Here is a 26,155-nt window from a genome sequence, read left to right as displayed (position 1 = left end):
ACCTCAGACCTTCCGCAGGGCGACGCGGTAGGTGCCCGACTTCGAAGTGACCCGCTGCGGCGGAGGAAGTAGCGCTGCGGCGATCTTCGAAGCGTCGACCGTTCCTTTGCGTCGATCGACGCGGCAGTCGTGACGAAGGGCGACGACCGCCTCGCGAAGCTCGCTCGGCAAGACCGGCTTCTCCATCGTGGCCGCGCCGGCTTTGGCAAGCGTCGACACCGCCTCTTCGGGGGCTCCCGCGCTGGTGACCACGCTCTTCGCGCGGCCGAGCGAGGGATCCGTACGAATGGCCTGCACGAGCGGCAGGACCTCGCCTTCGAGGCGCTCGTCGATGACGACGACGTCGAAGCTCTTGCCCGAGCGATTCGCCTCGCGCAGGCGGTCGCGAGCGTCGGCTCCGTCGCACGCCGTGGCGGACTCGATGCCGAAGCGGGTCATGGCGTTGCTATGGATGCGCGCGCCCTGAGCGCTCGGCGTGACGAGCAGCATGCGTGCGCCGTTCGACAGCGCGAGGAGCTCGTCGTCTTCGTCGGCGCACGCCGGGAGCGCGAGCTCGAGATGCAGCGTCTCTTCGATGCTGGTCGCGGTGCGTACGACGACCGTGAGGAGCACGATGTCGCTCGCATCGAACCCGGCGCACTGGCGCGCGAGACGAATCACGACTTCACCGCATGTCGCCTGCGCAGCAGCGCTGCGGGCAGCTCCGGCGACGATCTCGACGAGCCAGCGAGTTTCGCCGAGGACGTAATCGCCGACGGTGGGGAGAACCTCGCAGACCAGGTCGAGCCGTCGCGCGCGCATCTCGCGAGCCACCGGACCGAGAGCTCGTTTGAGCAATCGCTCCGTCGCGACCACCTCACGTGGGCGAGTCACGGTCTGGCCCTCGTGCGACGCACGCACGGCGGCCGCCAAAGGCTCGGGTAGAGAAAGAGGTGGACGAGCGTGCTCAGCGGACATCGATCCCTCCGCCAAACCGCGCTGCCTTTGCGCGGCTGACAAAGGGTCGGAACGGCGAAGATGACGATCGCTTGAGAGATTTGAGGAAACGCTGCCTGCTCCTCAGGCGGCGCGATCGAGTGGCTCGATGCGCTTGCGTTTGATCATCTCGACGAGCGTGGTCCGCTGCAGTCCGAGGAGTTGGGCCGCGCGGCTCTTGTTGTTGCCGGCGCGCGCGAGTGCCTTTTTGATCAGGTTGTTCTCGTACGCCTCGACCGCGGCGCGCAGATCGATGATGCCTTCGTTCGGGGCGGAAGGCGGGGCCATCGACACGACGTTGGACGGCGTCTCCGTCACGGCGGGAGGCGGCGGCGCGATCATGCTCGCGGGCATCATGGCGGGCACCACCATCGAGGTGAGCGGCGCGGGGGCCTCGGTGGTCACGACCACGGCGCGCGCACGGCGGCGGATCGGAATGCACTCGGCCGGAACGATCGCGGCCGGCGAGAGAAGAACGGCGCGCTCGACGGCGTTCTCGAGGTCGCGGATGTTGCCTGGCCAGTCGTTGGAGAGCAGCCGATCCATCGCCTCGGGCGAGAAGCCCTGGATCTCGGGACGGTGCGCGCGCTCGGCCGCTGCGTCGAGGAACAGCGCAGCGAGGTGCGGAATGTCCTCGCGACGATCGCGAAGCGCCGGCAGCTGCACGTGGATGACGTTGAGCCGGTAATAGAGGTCTTCGCGGAAGCGGCCTTCTTCGACCTCGCGTGCGAGATCGCGATTCGTCGCGGCGACGATGCGCACGTTCGAACGAATCACGCGCGTCTCGCCGACGGGCGTGTACTCACGGCGCTGGAGCAGGCGCAGCAGCTTGACCTGCACGGCGGGCGACAGCTCACCGATCTCGTCGAGGAACAGCGTGCCGCCTTCGGCCGCCGCCACGAAGCCCTGGCGCGCGTTCACGGCGCCGGTGAAGGCGCCCTTCGCGTGGCCGAAGAGCTCACTCTCGACGAGGTTCTCGGGGATCGCACCGCAATTGACGGCAATCAGCGGAGCGTTTGCACGCGGGCTCGCGTCGTGGAGCGCCGCGATGGCCAGCTCCTTGCCCGTTCCGCTTTCACCGGTGACGAGGACCGTGCAGCTCGAGGGGGCGACGCGATCGAGCAATGCGAGCACCTCACGCATCGCCGGATGCGCGGTGACGAGGGGCCCTCGGCTCGTCTTGCGGACGGTGCTCGTGCCATCGCTCGAAAAATCAGAAGACAACATGGGGTCGAACAAGCCCTCCTGAGGCGGCTGCGTGCGCGCCTGCACTCTGAAGTACGGCTTTCGACAGGGGCGATTAAGCAGCCTTGGCGGCGATTTCCGCGAAGGCTTCGCGCAAGGGGCGGACGAGCGCGATCACCTCGGCAATGGCCTCCCGGTTCTGCTCGAGGTTGGCCGTCAAAAGACGGTGCATACAGAAGGCGTACAGGCCCGACAGGTTCTCACACAGCTCGGGGGACTGGCTGGGATCGAGCGTTGCCAGGAGCTCTTCGAGAATGGCGTGGGCGCGCCCGATTCGGTCGCCGGCGCGCGCGCGATCCTTCCTCTCCATGGCGTTCACGGCTTCGGTCGCGAAGCGGATGATGCCGTCGTAGAGCATCACCACCAGCTGGGCGGGCGAGCAGGTCGCGACCTGGACCTTCTGGTACTTCGCAGCGACGCTCATTTGCTGCTCCCGCTCGAGAGGCTCGCCGTGAGGGCGCTCTGCATCTGCTGGTACTTGCCGACCGCCGCGTCCATGGCGGCGAACTGCTTCTTGAGCTGCTCCTGGTACTTGTCGAGGCGATCTTGGAGCGCCGTCTTCGAGTCGTCGAGGCGCTTGCTCTGGGCCGAGAGCGAGTCGATGCGGGCCTGAATCGGCGACTTCGAACCCGTGACGAGGCTCGTCACCGAGTCCATGATGGTCTTCATGAGGCCCGTCGCGCCGGTGCCGGCGTCGGTGACGAAGAGGCGCGAGACGGTGGTCGGATCCGCGGCGAGGGCGGCGTCGAACTTCGTGGCGTCGAACGAGAGCGTGCCGTCTTTCGTGAGGGCGACGCCCGCGGCGCCGAGCGTGCGGTAGGACCCGGTCGCGCCGGGGACGAGCCCGCCCACGATGCCGCCGAGCTTGTGGAGCGCCGTTCGGATCGAGTTGTCTCCGGCGAGAACGCTGTTGTTGGCTTTGGCGGTGCCGAAACCAGCGGCGGCGTGGCCGCTGTTGATGACGTCGTTGTAGGCGTTCACGAACGCCGTGATCTTCTGTTTGACCGAGGAGCTGTCGCCCGACACGCCCACGGTGACCGGGCCCGTCGTCACCTTCGTGAGCGCGAGCTTCACCCCCGGAATGACGCCCGTTACCTGGTTCGTCTTGCTGGTGAGCTCCATCTTGTCGACGGTGAACTTGGCATCCTGCGCCGCGTCGTAGACCGAGGTGGGGGCATCGAAGCCGAGGGCGACGTTGCCGCTCTGACTCACCGTGAAAGCGTTCGACGCGCCAGTATCCAGACCCTGGACGAGGAGGCGGTAGCCGGTGCCGTCGCTCAGCACCGAGGCGGAGACGCGCGCTCCGCTCGAAGAAATCTTGGAGGCAATGCTCGACAGCGAGTCGTTCGCCTGGATGTCGACATCGAAGGACTTGCCGCGGCCATCGGTGATGGTGAGCGGGCCGGTCATCCCGAGCGAATCGCTGGACGTCGCGAACGCCGTGGACCGCGATTTCTGGGCTTTCGCGAGCTGCGAGACTTCGACGGCGTAGGTGCCGACGCTGGAGGAACCGGAAACGGAAGCAACGATGGATGCGTCGCTGGAGGTGGCCGAGTACGAGGCGAATCCGACGGTGGTGGAGAGCGCGAGGGCCGCATTCTTCAGCGCCGAGAGCTTCGACGAGAACGTCGAGATCGTCTGCGAGGCGCTGTCGACGAGTGACTTCTTGTTCGTCAGATCGGTGACGGGCTGCTGCGCCACGCTCATCAACGTGTTGATGATGCTCTGCGTGTCGATACCCGACGCCACTCCGCCAATCGAGAGACCCATGCGCTATACCCAACCAAAAAAGAGATTTCGGATTCGGAAGAGACACCGCAGGGCGCGCGGGAGATCTTGCCCCCGCGCACCCCTGCGTTGTCGTCAGCTCATCAGCCGCGGAGGAGCTGCATCGCGAGCTGCGGCGTCTGGTTCGCCTGGCTCAGGATGGCAACGCCCGCCTGGGCGAGGACCTGGTTCTTCGACATGGCGGCCGTCTCCGACGCGATGTCGACGTCACGGATGCGGCTGACAGCGGCCGAGAGGTTCGTCTGCTGGCTCTGGAGGCTCGTCACCGCGAACGAGAGGCGGTTCATCGACGAACCGAAGCCTTCACGAACCGTGCTGAGCTTCTGGATGGCGTCGTCGAGCTTGGTGATCGCCGTCTGCGCGTTGCCGAAGTTCTGGACGTCGCCGCCGTTGACGCCGAGGCCCGTCGCGTCCGCGCCGCCGAAGCTGACGGCGATGCGGTCCGTGCTCGCCGTGCCGATGCCGACCTGGAAGTTCTTCGACGAAGCGGCGCCCGCGAGGAGGCCGATGCCGTTGAACTGCGAGGAGGCCGCGATGCGGTCGATTTCCTGGAGGTTCGACTGGTACTCGGTGTCGAGGTTGGCGTAGTCGTTCGTGGCGAGGTCGCCGTTCGACGCCTGGACCGCGAGCTCGCGCATGCGGGTCAGGATGTCGTGGATCTGCTCCGCGCCACCGTCAGCCGTCTGCACCATGCTGATGCCGTCGTTGGTGTTGCGCTCGGCAACCGCCATCGAGCGGACCTGGGCGTTCATCGACTTGCTGATGCCGAGGCCAGCCGCGTCGTCCGACGCATCGTTGATGCGGAAGCCGCTCGACAGGTGAGAGAAGTTCTTGGCGAGCGCGCCGTTGGTCTTGCTGAGCTGGCTCTGCGCGAACATCGATGCAACGTTGGACTGAACGACGAGGGACATGAGTGAGTTCTCCTTTTGATGACTCGAGCTTTTAGGGCAGGCTCGGCTGCTTCGCCGAACCTCGTTGACTTGCAATCAAGTGGAACGGTCGGTGCTCTCCGACCTTGAATCGAAACTAGGAATCGTCTTCTTCGGTATCGGCCTCGCGATGACGACGCGTGGCAAAGGAAGGGCCGATCGCCGTCGAGAAGCGATCGAGATCGAGTGCTCCCTGGACGCCAGCGAGGGTCTCGCTGGTCATGGGGAAGTTCATGGTTCGCCCTGCGGTCGCGACGTGCGTCTTGCTCGAAGAGGCGTCGCTTCCGTCGATGAGCGAACGAAGTCCGCGTGTGTAATCGGCCTGCGAGGCCGTGTAGTAGCCGGCCTTCTTGAGGGCACCGGCAAAGCCTGCGACGTCACCTCGTTCGGCGGGGGAGAAGGCTCCGCCGAAGCGGTCCTTCATCGTGCGCACGTAATCGAGGGCACCTTCGGCGAGCGATCCGTAGGCTCGGAAGCCGTCGCGAATCGCGATCTCTTTTCCCCCTACGACTTCGTGGGTCTTCAGCATCGCGGTTGCGCCGCTGGGCCCGTGTCCCTTGATGCCTCCGAAATTGTAGTTGTACATGCGATCACCACTCGCGGTCTCGAGCGAGGCCTGAGCGGTGAGGACGTCGACGAGGTTCTCGCTCGGCCGATGTCCTTCGACCTTCGTGAGCGCCTGTTCGATCGCCGAGCGGATTTGCGTGCGCGTGACCGGTGTCCGCGTGGCGGCGACTTCGCGCGAACGCGACGTGGGGGCCGTGTCGGCCGCGTGGACGGTCGACGAAACAGGCGCGATCTTCATGTCATTCCACCGCCGACGGGACGGTCGTGAGGAGCTTCCGGTCGATGTCACTGAACTGGTCGAGGACCTTCTGGAAGGCCTCGAACGTCCGGCTCGCCGTCATCATCTCGGTCATGGCGACCATGGGCGACGCATTCGATTCTTCGACGGCGCCCACGTCGAGCTTCGGATTGGCGGCCGGCGTCATCGCGCCGGCGGCGCTGCTCGCGAGCATCGAACCGCCTTCGGGCGTGAGGGCATCCGGGCGCTCGAATTGCACGAGTTTGAGCTTCCCGAGCGTGTCGTTGCCCTGTTTCACGCTGCCGTCGGGATCGATGCGAACTTCGGAGCCGTCGCGCTTCACTTTGATGGGCTCACCAGCGTCGTTCAGGACGGCCGCTCCCGACGTGGTTTGAAGGCCGCCGTTCACGTCGATCGAGAGCGCGCCCGCGCGCGTGTAGCGTTCACCTCGAGGCGTGCTGGCGGCGAGGTAGACCCCTTGCGGTAGGGCGACGTCGAGGGGACGGCCCGTGGCGCGGACCGTTCCCTGCGACGTATCGAGTGCGATGCGGGTGGTCGCTGCGTAGTGCAGATTCCGGTCCGCGGCGTTCGCCTTGGAGAGCGCCTCGCGGAAGACGGGGCGCAAGCGCTGGTAGCCGGGCGACGCCGCGTTGGCGACGTTCGAGGCGACCGTGTCGAGCGCGTTTTCCTGGGCGACGGCACCGCTCAGCGCGACGTAGATTCCCCTGCTCACGCGCTCACTCCTTCCCGATGGCCGCGCGCAGGCGATGAACGGCTTCGGTGTGGAGCTGCGAGACGCGAGACTCGCTCACCTCGAGGATCTCGCCGATCTCGCGGAGCGTGCATTCCTCCGTGTAGTAGAGCGAGAGCACTTGCTGCAGGCGCGGCGGAAGCTTCGTGATCGCCTGGGCAACGACCTCCTGCAGCTCACGACGGCTCGCCGAGTCTTCGGGAAGCTCGGCTTCGTCGGCGGCGATGTCGGCGTCGACGTCGAGCATCTCGAGCCGGCTCATGCCCGCGCCATCGAGGGCGGAGAGCGTGTTTCGGTAGTCCTCGACGCTCATGCCGAGCTCTTCGCAGATCTCGTTCTCCTCGGGAGCACGCGAGAGCTTGGTGGTGAGGCGCTGGATGGCCCGCGTCACCCGACGCGATGTCACGCGGCTGGCGCGCGTTTGCGTGTCGAGGCTTCGGAGGTGGTCGAGCATCGCGCCGCGGATGCGGTAGAGCGCGTAGGCCTCGAACTCCTCCTCATCCATACCGGGCGCTGCGCGCGAGAAGGCTTCGACGAGGCCGACCCACGCATAGCCGGTGAGATCGGCGACGCTGATGTGGCTCGGCACCTTGCGGGCGAGGCGAACGGCGGTGCGTCGGACGATGGGAAGATACTTGCGGTAGTCCGCGGGCGTGAGAACGCGTGCGGCTTGTTTTTCGGTGTCGAGGACTCGGGCAGCGCTCACTTCTGACCTCCCGCGTTGTCGAGGCGAACCATCAGGGCGTCGTGCGTGGCCGGCGTAACGTCTTCCGGAACGCGCGGGCCGTGGCAAAGGACCTTGAGCGGGCGACGCGCCGCGAAGGGACCGTGCACGAGCGCGGAGGGGGAGGCCGTGTCGTCGATCTTGGTGATGCACACCGAGGTCGGGGCCACCGGGGCGTAGATGGCGGCGATGCGAGCGGCGTCCGGCGCGCGCGTGGCGGCCGGCATGCAGAGCATCACTTCGACGGGAATCGGACCGACGGCGCGCGTGATGCCGTCGCTTCCGCGACCGACCGTGGTGCGCTTGCGGCGCGCGATGAGCGCGGCCTCCGGCGTGCCGGCGGCGGGAGCGCGACCGGCGGTGTCGACGAAGACGATGTCCGAGGTCTCGTCCTCGAGAACGCCCGCCAATTCGTTGGCAGTGCGGGCGACGTTGAAGTTCGCGCCGATGAGGTCGGCGTAGCGCTCGAGTTGGTCGATCGCGCCGACGCGGAAGCTGTCACACGAGACCATGCCGATCGACAGGCCGGCCATCTTCGCTTGGGCGGCGAGCTTGGCCACCGTCGTGGTCTTGCCCACGCCGGCAGGGCCGACGAGCGCGACGATGCGTCGGCCCGGACCGTCATGGGTCCAGGGATCGACCTCGACGAGCTGCGTGATCGCTTCACGGATGCGCGCCGCGAGCTCCGTTTGCTGAGAGGCCTTGGCGATCGCGATGACCCGACGGGCGACCGAGCCCTCGATGGCGCGTGCGCGGAGCCACGTAGCCGTGCGATCGCGCTTCGGCGTCTCGGGGGCCATCTCGTCGAGCGCCGCACGAATGGCGGCGAGCTCGGTGCCGAGGTTGTCGTTCTGGTTCGAGCGGCTCATGAGGGCGCGCAGGGCTCGCACCTCGTTGCGCAACTCGACGCGAAGCATGTCGACCTCGCCGCTGTCGTGCGTCTCGGTGCGGTACACCGAAGCCGCGAATGGCAACGAGTCGCCACGGTGGAGGGGGTTCTTCGTTCCTTGACCGATGTTCATTTCGAGAGGCTCCTGCGGATGTGTGCGCTCAAGCGGCGCTCAGACGGTCGACGATGCGGAGAGGAATGGCGGGCTCGATCTCGCGGAAGGACGCGACGGCGAGCTGGGGGACTTTGCGCTCGACGATCGCGCGGACGTAGCGGCGAAGGTCGGGGGCGGTGACGATGAGGGGCGAGGCCGAGCGCGCCGTGAACGACGCGAGCGAGGCTTCGGCCTTCGCCGTCAAATTCCTGAGCACGTCAGGATCCAATGCACCTCCGGTGCCGTTCGCGATTTCGTGCAGCGATGCGCGAAGCATCTGCTCGACGCGCGGATCGAGTGTCAGCGCGGCGACAGTACCGTCAGAGCTTTTGTATCGAGCGGTGATCGCCGGAGCGAGGCGCTCGCGAACGAGCTCGGTGAGCTGCTCGGCGTCTTTGGTCTGGCCCGCGACTTCGGCGATCGCCTCGAGCACGCTGCGCATGTCGCGGACGGAGATGCCTTCGCGAACGAGGTTGCGAAGAATGCGTGCCACGTCCCCGAGGGGCAGGAGGGCCGGTACGACGTCGTCGACGAGCTTGGGCGCGTTCTTGGCGAGGACGTCGAGCAGGTGCTGGACCTCCTGCCTTCCGAGTAGGCGATGCGCGTTGTTGCGGAGGACCTCGCCGAGGTGCGTGGCGATGATCGTGGCGTGATCGACCACGGTGTAACCCAGGGCTTCCGCCAGCTCCTTCTCGCGGGCGGCGATCCAGATCGCCGGCATTCCGAACGTGGGATCGGTGGTGGGCTCGCCTTCGATGGGCGGCGCGCTGCCGGTGCCGTCGATGGCGAGGACGCGCCCGTGGGCGCACGTACCCTTGGCGACCTCGACGCCCGAGATCATGACGCGGTAGTTGCTAGGGCCGAGCTCCAGATTGTCGGAGACGTGCACCGGCGGGACGACGATGCCGAGCTCACGTGCGAGTTCCTCGCGCAGCTTGGCGACGCGGTCGGTGAGCGTTCCTCCGCGCGCAGCATCGACGGCGGGCACGAGCTCGTAGCCGAGTTCGATCGAGAGCACGTCGAGCGCGAGGGCCGCGTCGACCGCCTCGTTGGCCGAAGGTTTGGCGGGCGCTTCGCCGGGGGCGCCGGTGGAGACGACCTTCGCACCAGGCTCGGCCTTTCCGCCCATGCGTCGCGAGATGGCGATGATGGCTCCGGCGAGCGCCAGACACGGAATCGCCGGCATGCCGGGCATGAGGGCGAGGACCGTCAAGATCGCGGCGGTGATGGTGACGGCTGTCCGTCGGCCGAAGAACTGGGAGGCGAGCGCACGACCGAGCTGGTCGCCGGTCGCCGTGCGCGTCACGACGATGCCCGACGCTGCCGAGATGAGAAGCGAGGGAACCTGCGAGGCGAGCGCATCGCCGACGCTGAGAACGACGAGCGTCTCGGCGGCGCGACCGATGTCCATGCCGCGGCTGATGCCGAGCACGATGCCGCCGATGAGGTTGATGGCCATGATGAGCAGGCCGGCGATGGCGTCGCCGTGGACGAACTTGCTCGAGCCGTCCATCGCGCCGAAGAAGTCGGCCTCGCGTTCGAGCTCGCGGCGACGCGTGCGCGCCTGGTCCTGCGTGATGGCGCCAGCCGAGAGATCGGCGTCGATCGCCATCTGCTTGCCGGGCATCGCGTCGAGCGTGAAGCGTGCGGCGACCTCGGCGACGCGTCCGGCGCCCTTCGTGACGACGACGAAGTTGATGACGGTGAGGATCAAAAAGACGATGAGGCCGACGAGCACGTTGCCCTCGACCACGAATCGTCCGAACGCCTCGACCACCGAGCCGGCGGAGCCTTGTCCTTCACCACCGTGAAGGAGGATGAGTCGCGTGGTGGCGACGTTCAGGCTCAATCGCAAGAGCGTGGCGACGAGCACGAACGCCGGAAAGGCGCTGAACTCGAGCGCCTGCTCGATGAACAACGCCGTCAAAAACACGCCGATCGAAAGCGCCATCGACAGCGCGATGAGCGTGTCGAGCAGCGCCGGCGGCAGCGGCAGGATCATCATCAAGATGATGCCGATGATTCCGACCGGAACGAGTGCGTCCCAGGTCCCTTTCTTGGCTTCGGCCATACCGTGCGCAAAGCACGCGATATGCCGCCGCTACCGTCGATTCTTTGACGCTCGACGTCCGAAGCATGACTCCGCTCGCCCGCGGTGGGGGCTGGCGCCGGAGACCGCGACTTCGCGAGATCTCTCGTACGACGAGGTGTGAAGTAGGGAAAATTGAATTCCCCAATCTCTGCGTCTTCGCGCCTTTGCGTCTCAGCGTGGGGATGCCGATGGCGATCTGGGCTGGCCGTAGCGGGACAAGCCACGGGGAAGATCCCCGCGCGAAGGCGCAAAGACGCAAAGGCCGCAGAGTTGTATTGTCGAGAGCGTTGCCGGCTGCCTCGCGAGGGCAGTCGTATGGCGAACGGATTGGCTAGACCACTCTCGCGGCAAGTATGCGATTGCGCGCGCCGCGCAGGTGGCTTCGTTAGCGGAGGGCGCCGCGCTTCTTCAGCTTGTAGACGAAGGCGAGGACCTGCGCGACGGCGGCGAAGTGGGCCTGCGGAACCATGCGGCCGACCGTGACTTCGGCATTCAAGGCGCGGGCGAGAGGGCGATTCTCGAGAATCGGAATACCGAACTTGCGGCCCTCCGCACGAATGCGAAGAGCCACTTCGTCGACGCCCTTGGCCACCACGATGGGCGCCGGATCCTTCGGGCCATAGCGAAGCGCCACGGCCACGTGCGTCGGGTTCGTGACGATGACGTCGGCGCCTTTGACGCTCGCCAGCGCGCGCTTCTTCGCGAGCGCGCGCGCACGGGCTTTCATACGGCCCTTGGCCTTCGGATCGCCGTCTTGCTGCTTTTGCTCGTCGATGCGCTCCTGGCGGGTCATGCGCATGTCTCGCTCGAGCGAGAACCAGCTATAGGCGTAATCCGCACATGCCACGATCGCGAGCGCGCCCAGAATCGAGCCCACCACGCGCGCCACCGCAGCGCCGGCCGTCTCGGCCGACGAGAGGACCGTCGCGTGCGCCATCGACAGGAGGACCGACAGCTCGCGCTTCACGGCATACGAGCCGACGGCCCCGACCGCGAACACTCGTACGAGCGATATCGCGAGGTCGGCGAGATTCTTTCGAAACGAGAAGAGGCGCTCCAGACCCGCCTTCGGGTCGAGCTTTTCGAACTTCGGTGACAGGACGTCGGTATTCAGACGAAAGCGTGATTGGGCCGCGCTCGCGCCCAGGGCCAAGACGGCGGCAAGCCCCACGACCGGGAAGGCGTCGAGCAGCACGGGGAGCGCCGCCGAGCGGAATGCGCCCATCGCTCCCAGGCGCTCGACCGCGTCGAGGTCACCCATGGAGCGCCGAAAGAGGACCTCGAAGCCCGCGACGAGCGCATGCCGTGAAGCGATCAACGACGCGACGACCGCAGCGGTTGCCGCCAGGCCGCCCACGTCTTTCGCGCGGGCCCAGCGGCCTTCCTTGCGAAACTTCTCGCGCCGCTGGTCTGTCGGCTCGAATGTCTTTTCGCCGGTGTCTGCCATCGTCGAGACGGTTGCGTTTCAGGTGCCGTGGCTGGAGAGGAGGCTGTCGATGACCGTTCCGAGCGCGCCGAGATGCGCGGCGAGCCCGCTCAGCAGGTCCGGCATGCTCGCGAGCATCACGAGAAGGCCGCTTCCGAGCGTCAGTGACAGTCCGACGCTGAAGATTTGCAACGATGGTGCCGCCCGCGCGACGAGGCCGAGCGACAAATGGATGACGAGGGCGATGGTCATCGCGGGGAGCGCCAGCCCGAGGCCGCACTCGACCGAACGCGCAATCCAGGTAAAGGTCGCCGGCGCGAACGCATTCGCGCTGGGCAGGGTGCCGACGGGCACGGCACGTAGCGAGGCGATGACCGCCCCGAGGACGACGCGGTGCGCACCAATCGCGAACGACACGATCGTCGCCGAGAGGGTGACGATGCGCGTCAGCGGGTCGACCGTGGAGCCCAGCGAGGGATCGAACGACGAGGCCATGGTGAGGCCCGTCGCGTGCGCGAGCGACGCGCCCAGAACCTCGGCCGCGCTCATGCCGACCCGGAAAACGAAGCCAATTGCCGTGCCGGTGATCATTTCGCCGGCGGCGGCCAAGAACAGATTGGGCGAGAGTGTCGTGTACCCGCTCACCGCCATCGGGCATGTCGTGGCGGCGAGCAGGAGAACGAGTCCGATGCGCGCTTGCGTCGGAACGTTGGCCCCCGGGAAGGGAGATATGACGATGAACGCCGCCATTCGCGTCGCTACGAGCGCGAACGAGATCGCCATCGCGAGGGCCATCTCCGTCATCAATGCACGACCCTTTCGATTCCGCTGAAGCACCGGCGGGCGTAGCCCACGAGGTGGTTGGCCGACGTGGCGCCGAGACCGACGAGAACCATGGCCACGACGGCGAGCTTCACGAGAAAGCTGAGGCTCGCCTCGTTCACCTGGACCACGGCCTGAGCGAGGCCGACGGCGATGCCGGCGATGAGTGCGGCCACGAGAATCGGACCGGCGACGTACGTGGTGGTCGTCAGCGCATCGACGACGAGGCGCATCGGGTCCATCAGGAGAAGCTCCGAAGCAGAGACCCCACGATGAGGTGCCATCCGTCGACGGCCACGAACAAGAGCAGCTTGAGCGGGAGGCTTATGCTCTGCGGCGGCATCATCATCATGCCGAGCGACATGAGAATCGAGGCCACGATGAGGTCGATGACGAGGAAGGGCAGCAGCACCATCACGCCCATCTGGAAGGCGGTCGTGAGCTCGCTCACCACGAACGCGGGCGCAGCCATGCGCAGCGAGACGTCGTCTTCCGTCGTGGGCATCGGCGCGCGTGCGGACTCGTAAAACAAGGCAAGATCCGCTTCGCGCGTCTGTCTCAGCATGAAGGCGCGAAGGGGGACCACTGCCCGATCCATGGCGGTGGTTTCGTCGATCTGCCCGGCCGCATACGGTTGATACGCGTCCCGGATGATCGTGTTCGTCACCGGCGCCATCGTGAAGGCGGTGATGAAGAGGGCGATGCCCACGAGCACCTGGCTCGGAGGAGCCTGCTGCGTGCCGAGCCCCTGGCGCACGAAGGAGAGAACCACCGCCGTGCGCGTGAACGACGTCATCGTGAGGACGATCGCCGGCAAGAGCGAGAGCAGCGTCAGAACCGCGAGGATCTTGAGCTGCGGGGCGAGCCCCGGGCCGCCCCCGGCCGCTGCCGAGGAAGCGGCCCCGAGGGCGCTCGTGATGTCGAGGGGAGGGCTCATCGACGCGTTCCGGCGGCATTGCCGAGCGCGAGAGCGAGGCCACGCGCCTGGCCTTCGAGCTGGTTGTCGCGCGGACGGCTCTTCTTGTTCTTGCCCTCGCGGATCTCGCGCGACTCGCGGATGGTCTCCTTGGCCTCGCGTCGCGGCTCCTCTTTCTCGAACTCTTTGTCGTCGTCGGCGTAACGCGAGGCCGCGAAGGCGGCAGGGGCCACGCGCGACGGAACCGGCGGTCCGAAGTCACGCGAGGAGAGCAGAGCCCTGGCGCGATCGGCGATGCCGAGTCCGGAGGGGATCGCCTTGGCGATCGTCTTCGACGTGACCTCGTGTGCCGTTTCCGTCTCGCCGATGGCTTCGCCCTCGGGCAGCACCGCGAGCGTCTGCATGCTCGACGACGTGATGCCCACGAGCAGGCGCATCCCGCCCACTTCGACGAGCGCGAGCTCGCCGCGGAGCCCCATTGGAGTCTTGCCGAGGACGCGAACGGACGTGTCCTTCGCGGGCTTGTCGCCCGACGGCTGCTTCTTCTTTTTCCAGAAGATCACGCCGGCTGCGATGACCGCCGCCGCGAAGAGCACCTTGTAGGTCAAGGGCGTCGACGCCGGCTCGGACGCGAGGTTCAGGGCCTTGGACGGACGAAGGGGGAGGTTCGCCGAAGGCTCATTCGCGGGCATCGAAACCGACTCTTTTGCGGGCTCGACGCTCGTTTCCTTGGCGGGCGGGGTGTCCTGGGCGTAGGCCGCCGCGCCGAACGTGAGCGCCAATGCCATGACGCTGGCGAGAAGGCCGCGTTTCATCGCGCACCTCCTTCCGGCGTCAGGATTTCGGTGATGCGAATCCCGTAGCGGTCACCGACCACCACGGCCTCACCGCGACCTACCAGGCGACCGTTCACGAGGAGCTCGAGGGGCTCACCCGCCTGCTTGTCCAGCTCGACCATCTGGCCGGGTCCGAGCTTGATGACGTCGGCGATCTTCATCCGGCGGCGGCCGATTTCGAGCGTCAACTCGACTTCGACGTCGCGCAGCAAGGCAAGCGCCTCGGTCTTGGCCGCGGGCACTTCGTTTTCCTGGGGGCGGTTGTTTTCGGGGGCGGGTGTCGAATCCATGACGTTTGGCTTCTCCTCGCGAAGCGTTCGGCCCTCATGTTTCAAGGTCCGTGCCTCGCGAGAGCGTCGACTCCATGACGCTCCCGTCAGCCGCGCGTCGTCGCCCGCTACTCGAGTGCGATGGCCAGCTGCGCGCCGCGCGTCGTCGGCTTGCCCTGGAAAAGGGCACGGTCACCCACACGCACGTGCGCCCTGGCGTCGACGGGCAGTGGCAGCCGAATGACGTCACCGACCTTCAGCGTCGCGAGGCGCGTTAGCGGCACCTTCACGCGACCCAGCTCGGCGATGACGTCGAGCTCGACGAAGGCCATCGCCGCCGTCGTTCGCGGCTCGGGCTCTGTCGTCTGCGCGGGGCCGGGAACGACGCTGTCGAACCACGCGGCCGGCAGCAGCAAAGTGACGTGTCCGGAGAGCTCGTCTTCGCCCATGCGAAGCGTGCATGCGACGAGCAATCCGCCTGGCTCGGGAGATGACGAGCCACCTTCGCCGTGCGGCGGCCGGTGCGAAGCGGACGAGCCAATCGTGTCGGGGCCTGCGTGGAAGCGCACATCGCAGCGCGAGAGTGCTTCGTCGAAGGCCGCTACGAGCCCGCGGGCGACGCGCGAGGCGAGGGCGGCTTGCGCGGAGCTCAGGCCCGCGGGATCGAGAACGGTGAACTGGTCCTTGCTCGCACCGAGCACACCGTCGAGGCCAGCCGCCACGGCGAAGCCGTCGAGCACGAGTGCGCCGACGATGCGGTCGCCTGCGAAGACCGGAGTGACGTGGTACGGGCGCGTGACGCTGGCGATGACCTCTTCGAGGAGAACGCAGCGCACCTCGTGCATCGTGACTCCGATCTTTCGCCGAACCAGGAAGGGAAGCGTTCTCCTGACCGCACCCTCGAGCCCTTTTCGTTCGGCCTTGAGACGTTCTTCGGCACGTTTGGCGCGTTCGCTGACGAGGCCGATACGAAGGAGTGCTTGAGGGTCGGTCATGGTCATTGGGCAACGAGGTCGGTAATGAGGATTCGTTCGGCGCCCATGGCGCCCGAGGAGCGACAGCGTTCGAGCAAGTCGGCGCGGAGCTTGGCGCTGCGCTCGCTGTCGACCGCCTCTTCGAAGTTGAGCGTCCGCATGTGCGTGAGGATGGCGTCGCGCATGCGTGGAATGAACGACTTGATCGTCTCTTCCTTCGTCGTCGCGTCGAACTCCACCGCGAGCGTGAGCTTCATCGGGTGCGGTTTCTTCGACTGGTCCAGGATGTTCACCAGGAACGGGTCGAGGGCCATCGTCGGTCCCGGCGGCTTCGCTTCCGTGTGCGTCGATTCGGCCTGGCTCACGGGCGGAGCATGGCCAGCGGCGCGCACGCCTCCGTACGATCCGGCCGCCGAGAGAAGCGCAGGCAGGATCATTCCGATGATGAGGGAGCCACCGCCGCCGCTCTTCGGCGGTTGGGCGGCGGGCGTTTCTTTGGGCTTGTTGTCGGCGTTTTCGCTCATGATCGTGCTTTCACTGCTTGATGGACATGAGCTCCTGGAGCATCTGGTCCGCCGTGGTGATGGTCTTCGAGTTCGCCTGGAACGCGCGCTGGTGCGAGATGAGCTCGACGAACTGCTGCGTCACGTCGACGTTGGACTGCTCGAGCGAGCCCGAGACGAGCGACGCGCGGCCACCGCTTCCGGCATCGCCCATCGCCGCTTCGCCCGAGTCGCGCGTTGCGACCCAGAGGTTGTGACCGGCGCGGCCGAGGCCGTCGTTCGACTGGAACTTGGCGACGGCGAGCTTGCCGGCGGCGATGGTCTGCCCGTTCGTGTAGACGCCGTTGACGGTGCCGTCCGAGTCGATCTTCACGCCGCTGAGCGCGCCCGACGCGTAGCCGTCTTGCTTTTGCGAGGAGACCGAGCTGGTCGACGCGTACTGCGTGATGCCCTCGAGGCCGGTGCCGCCTGCGCCGATCGATTTCCCGAAGTCGAGCGCGATGGCCTGGTTCGGCGTGGCACCGGCGAAGCTCACGTTGCCCGGCGTGCTCTGCGTGATCGTCTGGAGCGCGCCGTCCGAGGTGAACTGGAAGTTGCCGCCGGCGATCTCCACGTTGCCCGTACCGCCGCCCGCGAGCTCGTTGCCCTTGGCGAGTACGTGGTAATCCCAGTCTCCGGAGGCGGTCTTGCGGAAGTAGACGTCGGCCACGTGCGCGTTGCCGACCGAGTCGTAGACCGTGAGCGACGTGGCGAGGTTCGACGTGGCGCTCGGGTTGTTCGGATCCCACGCTGCGGCGGGCTCGGTGGCCGAGGCGTCGAGGTTCGCGGTGATCTTCATCGAGCTCGTCGCCTTCGGCGGAATCGGCGCCGTCGAGAGCTTGATGTCTCCGGTCGTCGTCTGGAGCTGGCCCTTGAGATCGGCCTGGTAGCCCTGGACCGAGAGACCGTCGGCGTTGATGAGCGTGCCGTCGTTGCGGAGCGTGAACTGACCGGCGCGCGTGTAGAAGCTGTTCTGCACGCCGTCGACCGAACCCTTCACGACGAAGAAGCCGTCACCCGAGAGCGCAACGTCGGTCGATTGGCCCGTGTTGACGAGACCGCCCTGCGCGAAGATCTGCTGGGTGCGGACCATGTTGACGCCGGAGCCCGGCTCGTTCGAGCCGATCGCGGCTCCGAGCACGTTCGCGAAGATCGCGCGCGACTGCTTGAAGCCGATCGTGTTCGTGTTCGCGACGTTGTCGCCCACCACCCCGAGCGCACCGGTCTCGGCGTTGAGTCCCGAGACACCGGAGTACATCGCTTTGAGAATGCTCATCTTCGTCTCTCTCCTTGATTGCTTTCTTGGCGAAGGTCAGGGCTTCGCCGGTTGTCCTTCGACGGCCGAGAGGTCCGAGATCGGGCCTGTCGATCCGTTGTCGAGCGTGAGCTCGGGGTAGCCTTTTTCGAACGAAACCTTGGTCACGGTGCCGGCCACCGTCTGGGTGGTGTTGACCGTCTTGCCGTCCGCTGCCGTCGCGCGGACCTTCATCGAGTAGGTCCCTTTCGACAGCGTGTTGCCGGCGTTGTCTTTGCCGTCCCAGGTGATCGTGCAAGCGCCTTGGGGCCGGCTGCCGATGTCGATCGTGCGGACGACCTTGCCGTTCGCATCGAGAACGTCCGCGCTCACCTTCTGGGCCGAGGCATCGAGCGTGACCGCGGAGGTGGTGGCGGTGACGCCGTCGAACGCGAGATCATGGCCGCGCATGGTGACGCGCTTGCCGACGAGCGACGTCGCTTCGTTGTTCGCCACGCCGCCGATCTGCGTCGAGAGCGTATCGAGTTTGCTCGACTGCGCGATCGACTGCTCGACGATGGCGAACTGCGAGAGCTGCGTGACGAACTCGGTCCCCTGCATCGGCGAGAGGGGATCCTGATGCGAGATCTGAGCGACGAGCAGCTTGAGGAAGGCTTCGCGGTCCATCGGCTGCGAGCCCGTCGTCGCGTCCGTCGCGGAGTTCGTCGCCGAGGAGTTCGTCGACGACGTGATGGGAGTGGTCATGCCGTCCCTCAAAGCACGATCCGTACCTTGCGCCCGACGGCGCGAGGTGCGGGGCCAGGTTCGTGCGCTTCGCTCTGGTTTGCGCCGTCGCGATGCGAGGACGACGAGCGATCTCCGCCCTGATTCGACGCATAGGAGTGATTCGAACCGCCATGCGAGCTTCCGCCGCCCGAGAACGAGCCCTGACCATTCACCGTGACGCGCGCGTACTCGGTCTGATGGCGAAGCTCGGAGACGAGCTCGCTCGCGTGTTTGGCGATCGTCTGCGCCGTGTGAGGGGTCTGCGCGTCGAGCTTCACGTCGATCGAATGGGCCTTTTCTGCGGCCGAAATCGCGATTCTTCCGCTCTCACCGAGGTCGACTTCAGCGCGGACGCCGCGTGCGACGGCATGCTTGTCGGCCGACTCGAGCGCGGCTTCCCGAACGCGCGCGCCGACCTGGTGCTCGACGCGAGGTGCGTCAGGGATCCGTCCTTCGACCGCCGGCGGCTTGGCGGGCGACGGATTTCCGTCGGCGTGCGCGGTCACGGTGAGCGTCGGCGCACCGTCGCTCGGCGTCATCGCGTTGGCTTTCGTCAGCGAACCGGCGGTCTTTGCTTCGTCGGTGGTCGCCGCACCTTCGCGCGCACCATGGCGCTCGTCGCTCGCGCCGTGATCGACCGAAGGCTCGCTCGCCGTGGTGGCAGGCTCGAGCGGTTTGGTGTTCGGCGGGACGGCCGCCGTCGTGACGGCATGGGCCGGCGCCTTCGCTGCTCCGTTCGCGGTCGTGCTCGGTCGGGTGGACGCCCGCGACGCCGTCGTGCCAGCGTACTTGGCGGCGGTGGTGGCAGCGGGGGAAGCTGCGCGCGCGGCCGCGACGACCGGTGCTTTCGGCTCCGCAGGGGACGTGGGCGCCGGCACACTTTCGACCTGTTTTGCAGGCACTTGAAGGGCGGTCGGGGCAGGCTCGGCGGCTTGAGCGTTCGTCGCCGGAGCAGGCTCGTTCGCGGTCTTGGTCGTGTCCAGCGCTGCCGCTTCGGGCTTCGCCGAGGTGGAGTCGGTTCGCGCGAGGTTCGGGGGGAGCGCTCGCGATTCGATTGGGGCCGACGCTGGGGTTGGCGAGGGGAACGACGGCTGCGAATCCGTGAGCGCAGGCGCTGCGGGGGCGGCGCCCGCAGGCGCCGGCGCACCGGCATTCGCGTCTGCACCCGCACCCGCACCCGCAGCCGCGCCCGGGTTCGCAGCCGCGCCCGGGTTCGCAGCCGCGCCCGCGCCCGCACTCGCGTTCGCGTTCGCGTCGACCGCTGGATTCGGGGCTGTGGGGGGATGCTGGGCGAGCATCGCCGCGACGGCGTAGGCGAGGCCTTCGGGGTCCGTCGTTTCGGGCTCTGGTTGGTCGCTCGCGTCGTTCAGCTCGGCGTCGAGGATTTCCTCGAAGCCGGGATCGCCCTTCGGGTCCTTGCCGTGGAGATCGGCGCGGTTCGGGAGCTTGGTTTCGGAAAATCCTCCCAGTTGTGGGAGCTTCAGCGAGTCCGTCATGAGGAACCTGTCTTGCGAGATGCGTGCTCGTCGGTGGCACGCCTCTCTTCTTTGCGTTCACGTGCCTGCCCGGCGCGTTCGAAGCCTTCGAGCAGGATTTCCATTCGTCGTTCGGCCATGCGTGCTTCGACGAGCGCCTTTTCTCTCGCGCGCACTTCGAGCCTGGCTGCATCTTCGGCGGCTTGGGCCCGTACGACGCGCCTGCGGAGCGTGAGTCGGTGAAGGCTCGCGAGCTCGAGATCCTCGACCGAGATCTGTTCGTAGGACTGATTGCAGGAGGTCTCGAGCGCCTCTTCGGCCAGTTTCACGGCCTCGACGCGCGTCTCCAGCGCTTGCCTTGCCTCCGCGGTCGCGCGTTCTTTGACGAGCGCCCTCGTGCCTTCGATGGACCTGAGACGTTGGACCCGGCGCTCGCGTGCGCTCAACGAAGGCGCTCCGCGATGGTGCCGAGTGAAGCGAGCGCGGCGCTGCGCGGAACGTTTTCGTCGTGGCGCTGGCGAATCAAGTTCTCGATCATCGGGACGATGACGCGCGCCTCGTCGATGCGCCGATCGGTGCCCGGGACGTACGCGCCGATTCGAATCAGATCGGCAGCCTCTTCGTTGGCGCTCATCAGATCGCGCAGCTTCGAAACGGTGCCGAGCTGCGGCGCAGGCGCCACGTCGGGCGCTACGCGCGAGATGCTTCGCAGCACGTCGATGGCCGGAAAAAGCCCGCGATCGGCGAGCGATCGCGCAAGCACGATGTGGCCGTCGAGGATGCCTTTGGCGGCGTCGGCGATGGGGTCGCCGAGGTCGTCGCCCTCCGCGAGCACGGTGTAGAGCGCGGTGATCGATCCTTCGCCTTTGCGTCCCGTACCGGCGCGCTCGAGCAGAGCGGGCAAAGCCGCGAAGACGCTTGGCGTGTAGCCTTTCGTGAGCGCAGGCTCGCCCGCTGCGAGCGTGGCTTCGCGCAGGGCCATGGCGAAGCGGGTGACCGAATCCATGACGAGGAGCACGTCGAGACCTTGCGCGCGGAAGTGCTCCGCCACGGCCGTGGCGACGAGTGCGCCTCGCGCACGAACGAGAGGCGGGAGATCGCTCGTTGCCGCGATGACCACGCTTCGCGCCAGCCCTTCGGGACCGAGCGCGCCACGGACGAAGTCACCGACCTCGCGCCCACGCTCCCCGATGAGGCCGACGACGACGACGTCGACTTTGGCATTGCGGCACATGATGCCGAGCAGCGTGCTCTTGCCGACGCCTGCACCGGCGAAGAGGCCCACGCGCTGACCTTTGCCGAGGGGCAGCAGCGCATCGATGGCGCGAACTCCACTGTCGAACAGCTGGTGAATCGGCTCGCGCTCGAAGGCCGGCGGGGGCGCCGCATGCACCGCCCGACGATCCATCACGATGGGAGCGGGGCGACCGTCGAGCGGCCTGCCGAAGGCATCGAGCACGCGTCCGAGAAGCTCTCGACCCACCGGAATTCCCGCGGCATGCGTCGCGAGTCTGACGCGCGCGCCGGGCGCGATGCCCGCCGTCGTTCCGAGCGGTGCCGTGACGAGCACGTCCCCTCGGAAGCCGAGAACTTCGAGCCGCACGTCGCGACCGATGACCTCGAGCTCGCTCCCGACCGACGCTTCCACGCCGGAGACCTCGACGAGCTGTCCTACTGCTTGCCGGACGCGCCCCTCGATACGAAACGAACGCGCCTTTGCAACGGCTTCCACGTGACGACCCAGATCGATCATGCTGCCTCTCTTTTCGTGTCGGTCTCTGCGAGAGACATGCCGAGCTCGTCGGCGACGAGCGCCAGTCGTTCGTCGGCGCCGACGCGGATGGCGCGCGTTCCGTCACGAAGCTCCGTGGTCGCGGGCGGCAGGGTGCTGTCGGAGACGACGAGCGAAGCGAGGTCTCCCCAGACGTCGCGGGCCATCGACGTGGCGAGGTCGGGGGAGAGTGCGATGTTCAAGTCCTCTTGGAGATCGGCTTCTTCGATGGTGTTCCGAACCCAATCGACGAGCAGCTCGGGAGACGTTGCGAGCTCACGACCGATGATCTTCCGCGCAATCGCGAAGGACATGCGGACGAGCTCGCGCTCGGCTTCCACGTAGAGGGCTCCTCGCTTCGTTTCTCCCTCGCGACGCGCACGTTCCACGTCCGCCTTGAGGGTGTCGATGGCCGCGTGGGCGGCCGCCAGATCGGTCTGCGCTGCGGCGAGCTCCGCGCGGAGGCCGCTCAGCTCGGCGTCGAGCGCGTCGATGGCTTCGGCCTTTTCGTCGCGCGTTTCGCAGGGATCCTCCGCGGCCGGCTCGGGGATCTCCAAGGCGGCCGCCGCCGGAGGCGCGATGGCTTCGGAGGTCGGCTTGGTTTCGGTCGAGCCCCAGGGAAACGCGCGGACTTCGGGCGTGCGTCGCTCGATCCATTCGAGCCTCTTGGGCGCGTTCATGCGTCGTCTCCGCGGCCCAGATCGAGCTGACCTTCGCTCTCGAGTCGAAGCGCGGTCGAGACGATCTCCCTGCGAGCGGCGAGCACTTCGCTCTTCTTCGCGTGGGCGATGGTCTCGAGGTCGTCGCGGACGAGTGCGGCTGCACGGGCCGAGAGGCCGGAGAGAACTGCCTCGAGCACCGCGTCGGTCGCGCCCTTGAGCGCCACGACGAGCCGTTCGCCGGGCACCTCACGGAGGAGAATGCGCATCTGACGCGAAGGCACGCGGGCGAGATCGTCGAAGGTGAACATCGCCTGTCGCACATCCTCGGCGAGCTCCGGATCCTCGGTGTCGAGGAAGCCGAGAATGAGCTCCTGCGAGGTCTTGCCGGTCGAGTTCAAGAGCTCGGCCGCCTTCGCGACACCGTCCAGGCTCACGAGCGTCGACGCATCCGATGTAGGCAGGTTGGCGGCGAGGGCCGCGGCGATGTCCTCGAGCACCTTGGCCGGCACCTGCGTCATGCGGCCGACGTTCTTGACGACGGCGGCTTGACGCTCCTCGCTCATGGCGAACAAAATCGGTGACGCACTCCGGGGGGAGAGCACCGAAAGGATGGCGGCCGCGAGCTGCGGAGGCTCGGCTTCGAGGAGCGCCGCGACGTCCTCGGGCAAAGCCCTCTCGAGCCGCGTCAAAGGGCTCGTGACGCCGTCTTCGAACACCGCCCGCGCCCGCTCTTCGCCGAGCGCGTTGGCCGAAAGGCGGCGCAGGTAGGGCAGGCCACCGCGAGGCACCGCCACGGCTGCATGCGAGCGATCGAGAAACTCGCGAAACGTCAGCTCGAGGGCGTCTTTCGGCACCTCGCGCATGGTCGAAGCCACGGCGCGAAGCTTCCGAATTTCCCCTTCACCGAGCTCCTCGACGATGGGCCTCGCGACCTCTTCGTCGAGCGACAGCAAGAACAAGACGGCCTTCTCTGCGTTCGTCAGCACGGCGACCGACGAAGCAAGCGCGATGCCGCTCGCGAGAGGCTATTTTCCAGCGCCCGCGCGAGAGGAAGCGCGGGATGAAGGCTCGTGTGGGCAGGCGGCGCTCAGCGGCCTGCCGATTCGAACACCGAATGGACGGAGCCGCTTACGGCGCGCAACGCCAGAGATCGAACTCCACAGGCCCGTAGCCACTCGACGTGAAGAACGCGAACCGCAGCCGGTTGCCGGACGCATCGAGGACGACGTTGTGGAGTTCGCCCTGCCAAGCGGGCAACGCGAAGAAGGTCTCGTAGTCGAAGGCCACGTCGATGGTCCCGCTCGCAGCGCCGCTTTGGTTCACGTCATCGAGGCGCCACTGCTTCAGCGGCGTGTCGAGGTCCGTCCCGTAATAGAGAGCGACCATCGTCGGGTCCGTCGTGCGTGTTGCATAGTGGCCGTCCGCGTCGAACTCGAAGTAGACGCTATAGGCGGGAATCCAGGGGGTTGTGACGTTGCCGTACCAACGACCGACGGTGCCGCTTCGAATGGCATCGAGGCGGTCGCCGAGTTCCGCGTTGGACGGCCTTGGCGGGGCCATGAATTCGTTGGGAGCGGCGCTCGGGCAGGAGCCCGCCCAGTCGAAGGGGGGCGGAACTCCCTGCGTGAACGTCGCCGCTCCACCCTCTTCTGCTGTCTCCGGCGGAGACGCGATGCTGCCCTGGCGCGCCGGCGGGCTCGACGGTTGGGACGGCGACGACGGGTCGGCGCTGCTCGCGCTCGCCCTATCAGCGGGGCTTTCGTCGTCGACCTTTCCACCGCAAGCAGCAAGCGCGATGAGCCCGAACGCCCCTACAGCTCGACGGAGAGCGGGACTCGATCCGACGAGGAATCTCATGTGTATTGGCTAGCACGACCTTGGGTCGCCCGAGCGACTTCCTTGCCGGCCTACCGATGAGCGCCGCCGGCATGTGGGATGCTTCCCCTTGGGGGCATGAACCTCCAACGCCCCTTGGTCACCCGGATCGCAGGCATCGTCGGCATGGCGGCGCTGGTTGCGTGCTCCAATTCGTCCAGCAAATCCACCGAGACGACCGCGGCGAAGATGCAGTCCGAGCGCAACGACGTGCTCGGGCGACTCGATGACGCGACGCAGGTCGTCACCAAATTCGGTGAGAAGATCCCCGCGTCGGAGTCGGGTCAGAGTCGCTGTGTCGTGGCGATTCCGTCCATGGTGAAGGGCGGCCTCATCGTGGGCGGCGAGGGCGGCAAGGGCTTTGCGACGTGCAAGACCGCCAGCGGCTGGAGCGCGCCGGCACCCGTCTCCATCGGTGGCGGTAGCATTGGCGCTCAGCTCGGCGTCCAGTCCACGGAGCTTCTCGCGCTCGTGAAGACGGACAAGGGCATGAGGTCGCTCGAAAGCGGAGACTTCAAGGTTGGCGTCGACGCTTCGGCGTCGGCGGGGCCCGTCGGCACCGGTCGAGGTAGCACGACCGACCTCGTCTCGTATTCGTCCTCGAAGGGACTCTTTGCCGGGGCCGAGCTGAACGGCTCGACGATCAAACCGGACAAGGATGCCATCAAGGCACTCTATGGCTCGGACGTGGATTTCGGCGGCATCCTCGCTGGACAGGTTGCAGCGCCTGCCGACGCGCCCGCGGTGGAGCGCTTCAACTCGGCGGTGACGAGCCACTACGGGAAGGGCCACACCGGCACCAAGAAGTGATCAACGCTCGGCGAGGCCTGCGGTTTCCCCGCTCTTGAGGGCGGACCCGCAGGCCTTGCGAGCTCGAAGCGCGCGCCTCGTGAACCTCGCGGCTCACGTCCGATATCCGTTGCGGTAGGCCGAGACGGCGAAGAACGTCGAGGCCAGCACGGCGATCGCCGCACATCCGAAGACCGACTGGACCGGCACCAGTTCGGCGAGCCAGCCGAAGGCCGGAGCGGCGATCATGAGCGACAGGTCGAAGCAGGCATCGTACGTACCGATGGCCGTGCCGACGCTCGCCGGCGGAACGTTGCGCATCGCCGGCAAGGCGAAGAGTGGATAGACCATCGACGCTCCGAAACCCGCTATCGCGGCGCCCGCGAAACCGAGCCATGGCGTGTGCGCGAACGACAGGAGACCGAGTCCGACGACTTCCGTCAGCAGCGTGCCCACGAGAAAGTTCGAAGTGCGAACATCGTCCGTCCAGCGGCCGAGAACGATGCGAGCAAGTACGAACGAGCCACCGAACGTGGCGAGGGCATATCCGCCGCCTCCCCAACCGCGTGCGGCGAATGCCAAGACGAGAAACGACGAGACGCCGGCATAGCCAATTCCCGCGAGAAAGAATCCAGCGCCCGCGCGCCAAAGAATGGCCACGATCCGGCGGAATGGAGCCGGCTCGCCGCCTTCGACACGAACCGCCGGCAAGCGTCGGGCGACGGCGTAGGCGAGGGCGGGGGCCGCGATGGTCGCTCCGCCTGCGGCGCCAAATCCGATGTGCTCGTAGAGCAACGTTCCGAGCGCCGTTCCGGCAGCAATCCCGCCGAACATCGCGATTCCGATCCAAGAAAGGGCTTTTCCGACTTTGTCCATTCCGAGCAAGCCAATCGGCCATGCTCCGCCGCTCGTGAAGATCAGACTCTCGCCGTATCCCATGAACACGCGCCCGAGCACGATGAAGAGAAGGCTTCCGTACCCTGCCTTGGGGATCTCCGCCGCGAGATAGAGGACACCTGACGCCGCCGCACCAGCGAGGCCGAGCGTCATGGCGCGTTTCGGTCCGTGGCGATCCGAGTAACGACCGGCGAAGCGTCGCGTGAGGAGCGTCACCGCCGACTCGACAGCCATCACCCAGCCCACGATCGTCGTGTCGAAGCCGAGCACACGATGGACTTGCAGGGGAATCACTGCGAGCGGCAGCCCGAGGGCCATCAGGCCGAGGAAGACGACGATGGCGACGGGCACGAGGCGCGTCATGTCCGTCTCGGTGGTGTCGGCGCGAGTCGCGAGTCGCGGAACGTCGGTGAGTCTTGGCGACTTAGGGATGAGCTCGGACATCGGTGCGTCTCCGGAGATGGGAACCGAACGACGACGCACGTTTACTTGCTCGGCCGGCGAAGCGCACGAGGACCTTCGGACATCC

28 protein-coding genes are annotated in these 26,155 nt (G+C 66.9%); 1 reads left to right on the top strand and 27 read right to left on the bottom strand.

The genetic code is table 11. The features are described 5' to 3' along the window. Positions 1-3: 3 nt before the first annotated feature. From AKJ09_RS06355 to AKJ09_RS06225, 26 genes are all read right to left on the bottom strand, one after another. Complete coding sequence (locus tag AKJ09_RS06355) at positions 4-873, bottom strand: response regulator (RefSeq protein ID WP_146646286.1); 870 nt, start codon at positions 871-873, stop codon at positions 4-6. A gap of 186 nt (positions 874-1,059) precedes the next feature. After that, entirely contained in the window at positions 1,060-2,202 is a 1,143-nt protein-coding gene (locus AKJ09_RS06350) for a sigma-54 interaction domain-containing protein (RefSeq protein WP_146646285.1), read from the bottom strand. Positions 2,203-2,275: 73 nt separating this feature from the next. After that, complete coding sequence (gene fliS, locus AKJ09_RS06345; protein WP_146646284.1) at positions 2,276-2,644, bottom strand: flagellar export chaperone FliS; 369 nt, start codon at positions 2,642-2,644, stop codon at positions 2,276-2,278. Then, positions 2,641-3,990, bottom strand: a complete 1,350-nt coding sequence (fliD, locus tag AKJ09_RS06340; protein WP_146646283.1) for a flagellar filament capping protein FliD — start codon at positions 3,988-3,990, stop codon at positions 2,641-2,643. The genes fliS and fliD overlap by 4 nt, the downstream gene beginning before the upstream one ends. 101 nt (positions 3,991-4,091) lie before the next feature. After that, positions 4,092-4,919 carry a flagellin N-terminal helical domain-containing protein gene (locus tag AKJ09_RS06335; RefSeq protein ID WP_146646282.1) on the bottom strand — a complete coding sequence of 276 codons (828 nt, stop codon included), beginning with the start codon at positions 4,917-4,919 and terminating at the stop codon, positions 4,092-4,094. Between the two features lie 115 nt (positions 4,920-5,034). Next, positions 5,035-5,742: a glucosaminidase domain-containing protein gene (locus AKJ09_RS06330; RefSeq protein WP_146646281.1), complete on the bottom strand. Its 708-nt coding sequence runs from the start codon at positions 5,740-5,742 to the stop codon at positions 5,035-5,037. A 1-nt stretch (position 5,743) separates the two neighbouring features. Then, entirely contained in the window at positions 5,744-6,475 is a 732-nt protein-coding gene (locus tag AKJ09_RS06325; RefSeq protein WP_146646280.1) for a flagellar hook basal-body protein, read from the bottom strand. A gap of 4 nt (positions 6,476-6,479) precedes the next feature. Then, entirely contained in the window at positions 6,480-7,199 is a 720-nt protein-coding gene (locus tag AKJ09_RS06320) for a FliA/WhiG family RNA polymerase sigma factor (RefSeq protein ID WP_169927303.1), read from the bottom strand. Continuing rightward, complete coding sequence (locus AKJ09_RS06315; RefSeq protein WP_146646278.1) at positions 7,196-8,239, bottom strand: flagellar biosynthesis protein FlhF; 1,044 nt, start codon at positions 8,237-8,239, stop codon at positions 7,196-7,198. Before AKJ09_RS06315 ends, AKJ09_RS06320 begins: the two co-directional genes overlap by 4 nt. A 28-nt stretch (positions 8,240-8,267) precedes the next feature. After that, positions 8,268-10,331 (bottom strand): flagellar biosynthesis protein FlhA, encoded by a 2,064-nt coding sequence (flhA, locus tag AKJ09_RS06310; protein ID WP_146646277.1) that lies wholly within the window; start codon positions 10,329-10,331, stop codon positions 8,268-8,270. Between the two features lie 406 nt (positions 10,332-10,737). Continuing rightward, complete coding sequence (locus tag AKJ09_RS06305; RefSeq protein ID WP_146646276.1) at positions 10,738-11,799, bottom strand: EscU/YscU/HrcU family type III secretion system export apparatus switch protein; 1,062 nt, start codon at positions 11,797-11,799, stop codon at positions 10,738-10,740. An 18-nt stretch (positions 11,800-11,817) separates the two neighbouring features. Then, entirely contained in the window at positions 11,818-12,582 is a 765-nt protein-coding gene (locus AKJ09_RS06300) for a flagellar biosynthetic protein FliR (RefSeq protein ID WP_146646275.1), read from the bottom strand. Further along, positions 12,582-12,842, bottom strand: coding sequence for a flagellar biosynthetic protein FliQ (locus AKJ09_RS06295; RefSeq protein ID WP_169927302.1), 261 nt, complete (start codon positions 12,840-12,842; stop codon positions 12,582-12,584). The genes AKJ09_RS06300 and AKJ09_RS06295 overlap by 1 nt, the downstream gene beginning before the upstream one ends. Then, entirely contained in the window at positions 12,842-13,537 is a 696-nt protein-coding gene (gene fliP, locus AKJ09_RS06290) for a flagellar type III secretion system pore protein FliP (protein WP_146646273.1), read from the bottom strand. Before fliP ends, AKJ09_RS06295 begins: the two co-directional genes overlap by 1 nt. Further along, entirely contained in the window at positions 13,534-14,331 is a 798-nt protein-coding gene (locus tag AKJ09_RS06285; RefSeq protein WP_146646272.1) for a flagellar biosynthetic protein FliO, read from the bottom strand. Before AKJ09_RS06285 ends, fliP begins: the two co-directional genes overlap by 4 nt. Next, the gene (fliN, locus tag AKJ09_RS06280; protein WP_146646271.1) at positions 14,328-14,642 is read right to left on the bottom strand and encodes a flagellar motor switch protein FliN; all 315 of its coding nucleotides are present in this window, start codon (positions 14,640-14,642) and stop codon (positions 14,328-14,330) included. Before fliN ends, AKJ09_RS06285 begins: the two co-directional genes overlap by 4 nt. A gap of 107 nt (positions 14,643-14,749) precedes the next feature. Beyond that, complete coding sequence (locus AKJ09_RS06275; protein ID WP_169927301.1) at positions 14,750-15,616, bottom strand: FliM/FliN family flagellar motor switch protein; 867 nt, start codon at positions 15,614-15,616, stop codon at positions 14,750-14,752. 2 nt (positions 15,617-15,618) lie between these two features. Continuing rightward, a complete protein-coding gene (locus AKJ09_RS06270; RefSeq protein WP_146646269.1) occupies positions 15,619-16,119 on the bottom strand; it encodes a flagellar basal body-associated FliL family protein in 501 nt (166 codons plus the stop codon). 10 nt (positions 16,120-16,129) lie between these two features. Beyond that, on the bottom strand, positions 16,130-17,413 hold the full coding sequence (locus AKJ09_RS06265; protein ID WP_146646268.1) for a flagellar hook protein FlgE: 1,284 nt from the start codon (positions 17,411-17,413) through the stop codon (positions 16,130-16,132). Between the two features lie 36 nt (positions 17,414-17,449). Then, positions 17,450-18,136 (bottom strand): flagellar hook assembly protein FlgD, encoded by a 687-nt coding sequence (locus AKJ09_RS06260; RefSeq protein WP_146646267.1) that lies wholly within the window; start codon positions 18,134-18,136, stop codon positions 17,450-17,452. 8 nt (positions 18,137-18,144) lie between these two features. Then, positions 18,145-19,653, bottom strand: coding sequence for a hypothetical protein (locus tag AKJ09_RS52710; protein WP_169927300.1), 1,509 nt, complete (start codon positions 19,651-19,653; stop codon positions 18,145-18,147). Then, positions 19,650-20,078 carry a hypothetical protein gene (locus AKJ09_RS06245; RefSeq protein ID WP_146646265.1) on the bottom strand — a complete coding sequence of 143 codons (429 nt, stop codon included), beginning with the start codon at positions 20,076-20,078 and terminating at the stop codon, positions 19,650-19,652. Before AKJ09_RS06245 ends, AKJ09_RS52710 begins: the two co-directional genes overlap by 4 nt. Next, a complete protein-coding gene (locus AKJ09_RS06240; RefSeq protein ID WP_146646264.1) occupies positions 20,075-21,385 on the bottom strand; it encodes a FliI/YscN family ATPase in 1,311 nt (436 codons plus the stop codon). The genes AKJ09_RS06245 and AKJ09_RS06240 overlap by 4 nt, the downstream gene beginning before the upstream one ends. Next, entirely contained in the window at positions 21,382-22,083 is a 702-nt protein-coding gene (locus tag AKJ09_RS06235; protein WP_146646263.1) for a FliH/SctL family protein, read from the bottom strand. Before AKJ09_RS06235 ends, AKJ09_RS06240 begins: the two co-directional genes overlap by 4 nt. Next, a complete protein-coding gene (locus AKJ09_RS06230; RefSeq protein WP_146646262.1) occupies positions 22,080-23,051 on the bottom strand; it encodes a flagellar motor switch protein FliG in 972 nt (323 codons plus the stop codon). The genes AKJ09_RS06235 and AKJ09_RS06230 overlap by 4 nt, the downstream gene beginning before the upstream one ends. Positions 23,052-23,193: 142 nt before the next feature. Further along, entirely contained in the window at positions 23,194-23,922 is a 729-nt protein-coding gene (locus AKJ09_RS06225; protein ID WP_146646261.1) for a hypothetical protein, read from the bottom strand. Positions 23,923-24,018: 96 nt separating this feature from the next. On the opposite strand from AKJ09_RS06225, the gene AKJ09_RS06220 reads away from it, so the two are divergent. Beyond that, positions 24,019-24,750, top strand: a complete 732-nt coding sequence (locus AKJ09_RS06220; RefSeq protein ID WP_169927299.1) for a lipid-binding SYLF domain-containing protein — start codon at positions 24,019-24,021, stop codon at positions 24,748-24,750. 93 nt (positions 24,751-24,843) lie between these two features. On the opposite strand, the gene AKJ09_RS06215 is transcribed toward AKJ09_RS06220, so the two are convergent. Then, entirely contained in the window at positions 24,844-26,109 is a 1,266-nt protein-coding gene (locus tag AKJ09_RS06215; RefSeq protein ID WP_205633618.1) for an MFS transporter, read from the bottom strand. Positions 26,110-26,155: the final 46 nt, after the last annotated feature.

Source organism: Labilithrix luteola (assembly GCF_001263205.1).
GTDB lineage: Bacteria > Myxococcota_A > Polyangia > Polyangiales > Polyangiaceae > Labilithrix > Labilithrix luteola.
Note: the sequence above shows the minus strand (reverse complement) of the source record. Positions and strands in the feature narration are given on the sequence as shown.

Coding starts and splice junctions, on each gene's coding strand:
- fliN (WP_146646271.1), bottom strand. CDS start 14,642: ATGGATTCGACACCCGCCCCCGAAAACAACCGCCCCCAGGAAAACGAA.
- AKJ09_RS06270 (WP_146646269.1), bottom strand. CDS start 16,119: ATGAGCGAAAACGCCGACAACAAGCCCAAAGAAACGCCCGCCGCCCAA.
- fliS (WP_146646284.1), bottom strand. CDS start 2,644: ATGAGCGTCGCTGCGAAGTACCAGAAGGTCCAGGTCGCGACCTGCTCG.
- flhA (WP_146646277.1), bottom strand. CDS start 10,331: ATGGCCGAAGCCAAGAAAGGGACCTGGGACGCACTCGTTCCGGTCGGA.
- AKJ09_RS06265 (WP_146646268.1), bottom strand. CDS start 17,413: ATGAGCATTCTCAAAGCGATGTACTCCGGTGTCTCGGGACTCAACGCC.
- fliD (WP_146646283.1), bottom strand. CDS start 3,990: ATGGGTCTCTCGATTGGCGGAGTGGCGTCGGGTATCGACACGCAGAGC.
- AKJ09_RS06335 (WP_146646282.1), bottom strand. CDS start 4,919: ATGTCCCTCGTCGTTCAGTCCAACGTTGCATCGATGTTCGCGCAGAGC.
- AKJ09_RS06350 (WP_146646285.1), bottom strand. CDS start 2,202: ATGTTGTCTTCTGATTTTTCGAGCGATGGCACGAGCACCGTCCGCAAG.
- AKJ09_RS06295 (WP_169927302.1), bottom strand. CDS start 12,842: ATGGACCCGATGCGCCTCGTCGTCGATGCGCTGACGACCACCACGTAC.
- AKJ09_RS06315 (WP_146646278.1), bottom strand. CDS start 8,239: ATGAACATCGGTCAAGGAACGAAGAACCCCCTCCACCGTGGCGACTCG.
- AKJ09_RS06300 (WP_146646275.1), bottom strand. CDS start 12,582: ATGACGGAGATGGCCCTCGCGATGGCGATCTCGTTCGCGCTCGTAGCG.
- AKJ09_RS06235 (WP_146646263.1), bottom strand. CDS start 22,083: ATGAACGCGCCCAAGAGGCTCGAATGGATCGAGCGACGCACGCCCGAA.
- AKJ09_RS06285 (WP_146646272.1), bottom strand. CDS start 14,331: ATGAAACGCGGCCTTCTCGCCAGCGTCATGGCATTGGCGCTCACGTTC.
- AKJ09_RS06260 (WP_146646267.1), bottom strand. CDS start 18,136: ATGACCACTCCCATCACGTCGTCGACGAACTCCTCGGCGACGAACTCC.
- AKJ09_RS06225 (WP_146646261.1), bottom strand. CDS start 23,922: ATGAGATTCCTCGTCGGATCGAGTCCCGCTCTCCGTCGAGCTGTAGGG.
- AKJ09_RS06220 (WP_169927299.1), top strand. CDS start 24,019: ATGAACCTCCAACGCCCCTTGGTCACCCGGATCGCAGGCATCGTCGGC.
- AKJ09_RS06330 (WP_146646281.1), bottom strand. CDS start 5,742: ATGAAGATCGCGCCTGTTTCGTCGACCGTCCACGCGGCCGACACGGCC.
- fliP (WP_146646273.1), bottom strand. CDS start 13,537: ATGAGCCCTCCCCTCGACATCACGAGCGCCCTCGGGGCCGCTTCCTCG.
- AKJ09_RS52710 (WP_169927300.1), bottom strand. CDS start 19,653: ATGACGGACTCGCTGAAGCTCCCACAACTGGGAGGATTTTCCGAAACC.
- AKJ09_RS06240 (WP_146646264.1), bottom strand. CDS start 21,385: ATGATCGATCTGGGTCGTCACGTGGAAGCCGTTGCAAAGGCGCGTTCG.
- AKJ09_RS06305 (WP_146646276.1), bottom strand. CDS start 11,799: ATGGCAGACACCGGCGAAAAGACATTCGAGCCGACAGACCAGCGGCGC.
- AKJ09_RS06275 (WP_169927301.1), bottom strand. CDS start 15,616: ATGACCGACCCTCAAGCACTCCTTCGTATCGGCCTCGTCAGCGAACGC.